The following is a 2915-nucleotide window of genomic DNA, read 5'->3' on the forward strand; positions in this document are numbered from 1 at the left end:
GGTACAGCACGGAGTGCACGGGATTGCGCGAGACAATCACCATCACCGCCGAGGCGACGCAGACGCCGGCGAACAGATAGAAGAACAGCGCGGGAAGGATCATCGGGCAGTCCCCGTCATTCCGGGGCACGGGCAAAGCCCGTGAACCCGGAATCTGGAGGTTGTGGCGCGGGATTCCGGGTTCGCGCTTCGCGCGCCCCGGAATGACGAGAGGTTGGCGGGAAGGATCATGCCCTCACCTCACCGGTACGGCGCGTCGAGCTCGATCGCCTTGGCGATCTCGCGTTCCCAGCGGTCGCCGTTGGCGAGCAGCTTGGCCTTGTCATAGTAGAGCTCCTCGCGGGTCTCGGTCGCGAACTCGAAGTTCGGACCTTCGACGATGGCATCGACCGGACAGGCCTCCTGGCAGAGGCCGCAATAGATGCACTTCACCATGTCGATGTCGTAGCGCACCGTGCGGCGCGTGCCGTCGTTGCGGCGCGGGCCGGCCTCGATGGTGATGGCCTGCGCCGGGCAGACCGCCTCGCACAGCTTGCAGGCGATGCAGCGCTCCTCGCCGTTCGGATAGCGGCGCAACGCGTGCTCGCCGCGGAAGCGTGGCGAGATCGGGCCCTTCTCGAACGGATAGTTCAGCGTCGGCTTCGGCTGGAAGAAATAACGCATGGCGAGGAAGAACGCCGAGACGAATTCCGACAGCAGAAGCGAGCGTGCAGTGGCGTTGATGTTGATACCCATGACGGTCCTCACTTCGGCGCGATGCCGGCGAAGTGCAGCACGCCGGCCACCACGATCACCATCACCAGCGACAGCGGCAGGAACACCTTCCAGCCGAGGCGCATCAGTTGGTCGTAGCGGTAGCGCGGCACGATCGCCTTTGCCATCGCGAACAGGAAGAACATGAAGAACAGTTTCAGCGAGAACCAGATGATCCCTGGCACCCAGTTGAAGGGCGGCAGGTCCACCGGCGGCAGCCAGCCTCCGAGAAACAGGATGGTGGCCAGCGCGCACATCGTGACGATCGCGACATACTCGCCGAGCATGAACAAGAGGTACGGCGTCGAGCCGTACTCCACCATGAAGCCGGCCACGAGCTCGGATTCGGCCTCGACGAGATCGAAGGGCGGACGGTTGGTTTCCGCCAGCGCCGAGACGTAAAACACCACGAACATCGGGAACAGCGGCCAGACGTACCAGTTCAGGATCGTCAGCTGCGGCAGCCCGATCAGGCTGGCGAGGCCGCGGGCGTGCTGGGCCTCGACCACCGCGGTCAGATTCAGAGTGCCGGCACAGAGCAGCACGGTGATGATGACGAACCCGATCGAGACTTCGTAGGACACCATCTGCGCCGCCGAGCGCAGCGCCGCCAGGAACGGATATTTCGAGTTCGACGACCAGCCGGCCATGATGATGCCGTAGATCGACAGCGACGAGATCGCGAAGATGAAGAGGATGCCGACATTGATGTCGGCGATCACCCAGCCGAGATTGGTCGGGATCACGGCCCAGGCGGCGAGCGCGAGCACGCACGAGACCAGGGGAGCGAGAAGAAACACGCCCTTGTTGGCGCCGGCTGGGATGATCGGCTCCTTCAGCACGAACTTGAGCAGGTCCGCGAAGGATTGCAGCAGGCCCCAGGGGCCGACGACGTTGGGGCCGCGCCGGATCTGCACCGCCGCCCAGATCTTGCGGTCGGCGAGCAGGATATAGGCGATCGCGACCAAGAGGACGACGAGCACGAGGACGCTCTGCGCGACCATGATGATCAGCGGCCAGAGAAATCCGGTCCAGAATGCGCTTTCGAAGAATTCCATCAGATCACGCTCACTCCGCTGCGGTCAGCATGTGCCCGGAGGCGAGGCGCGAGCATTCCGCCATCACGGCGGATGCACGCGCGATTGGGTTGGTCAGATAGAAGTCCTCGACCAGCGGCTTGAACGGCGCCTTTTCGGGCGAGCCGCCCTTGCCTGCTAGCTTCTTGATCTGGTCGGCGGAGCCGGCCTCGATCTGGTCGAGACGGATCAGATGCGGCACGGCCTTGAAGATCGCCTGGCGCAGGGCTTGAAGCGAGTCATAGCCGAGCTTCTTGCCGACCGCCTCGGACAATGCGCGGATGATCGCCCAATCCTCGCGGGCTTCGCCCGGCGGGAACGCGGCGCGGCCGGTCATCTGCACGCGGCCTTCGGTGTTGACGTAGATTGCCGACTTCTCGGTATAGGCCGCCGCCGGCAGGATCACGTCGGCGCGGTGCGCGCCGCGGTCGCCATGGGTGCCGATATAGACGACGAAGGTGCCATCGGGCGCGTTGATCTCGTCGGCCCCGAGCAGGAACAAAAGGTCCAGCGTGCCGAAGGTCGTCATCTGCGCGGCGTTCAGGCCGCCTCCGGTCGCGGCAAAGCCGATATCGAGCGCACCGACGCGCGAGGCGGTCTCGTGCAGCACGCCAAAGCCGGTCCAGCCGTCCTTCACTGCGCCCACATCGAGCGCCAGCTTGGCGGCTGCGGCGAGGATCGCCGCGCCGTCATGACGCGAGGCAGCGGCGGCACCGACCAGGATGATGGGGTTCTTGGCGTTCTTCAGCACGTCCATGAAGGAGTGCTTGCCGGCGGCGAGCTCGCCGAGGGTGTCGGTGCCCGCGCCGAGGTGGTCGTAATCGTAGGTCAGGTCGGGCCTGGGGCCGATCACGCCGACCTTGAAGCCGCCCGCGCGCCAGCGCTTGCGGATGCGGGCGTTGAACACGGCCGCCTCTTTGCGCGGGTTGGCGCCGATGATGAGGAGCGCATCCGCCTGCTCGACGCCGGCCAGCGTCGGGTTGAAGATGTAGGAGCCGCGGCCGAGCGCGGGATCGAAGGCGTCGCCGCCCTGCACGGCCAGATTGGCCGAGCCGAACCTGGCGAGCAGGTCCTTCAGCGCGAACA

The 2915-nt window shown here is 65.5% G+C and carries 3 protein-coding genes and 1 pseudogene; all 4 read right to left on the bottom strand.

What is annotated here, in order from left to right; genetic code table 11:
- Positions 1-103: pseudogene (locus JHD07_RS26500) on the bottom strand (NADH-quinone oxidoreductase subunit J); the annotation flags it as partial.
- A 137-nt stretch (positions 104-240) separates the two neighbouring features.
- Positions 241-729: an NADH-quinone oxidoreductase subunit NuoI gene (gene nuoI / locus JHD07_RS26505; protein ID WP_024341235.1), complete on the bottom strand. Its 489-nt coding sequence runs from the start codon at positions 727-729 to the stop codon at positions 241-243.
- A 14-nt stretch (positions 730-743) separates the two neighbouring features.
- Positions 744-1811 (bottom strand): NADH-quinone oxidoreductase subunit NuoH, encoded by a 1068-nt coding sequence (gene nuoH / locus JHD07_RS26510; RefSeq protein ID WP_291627412.1) that lies wholly within the window; start codon positions 1809-1811, stop codon positions 744-746.
- A gap of 10 nt (positions 1812-1821) precedes the next feature.
- The coding region (locus JHD07_RS26515) for a molybdopterin-dependent oxidoreductase (protein WP_291627413.1) at positions 1822-2915 on the bottom strand (1094 nt) is incomplete at its 5' end.

Source organism: Bradyrhizobium sp. (assembly GCF_016462955.1).
GTDB lineage: Bacteria > Pseudomonadota > Alphaproteobacteria > Rhizobiales > Xanthobacteraceae > Bradyrhizobium.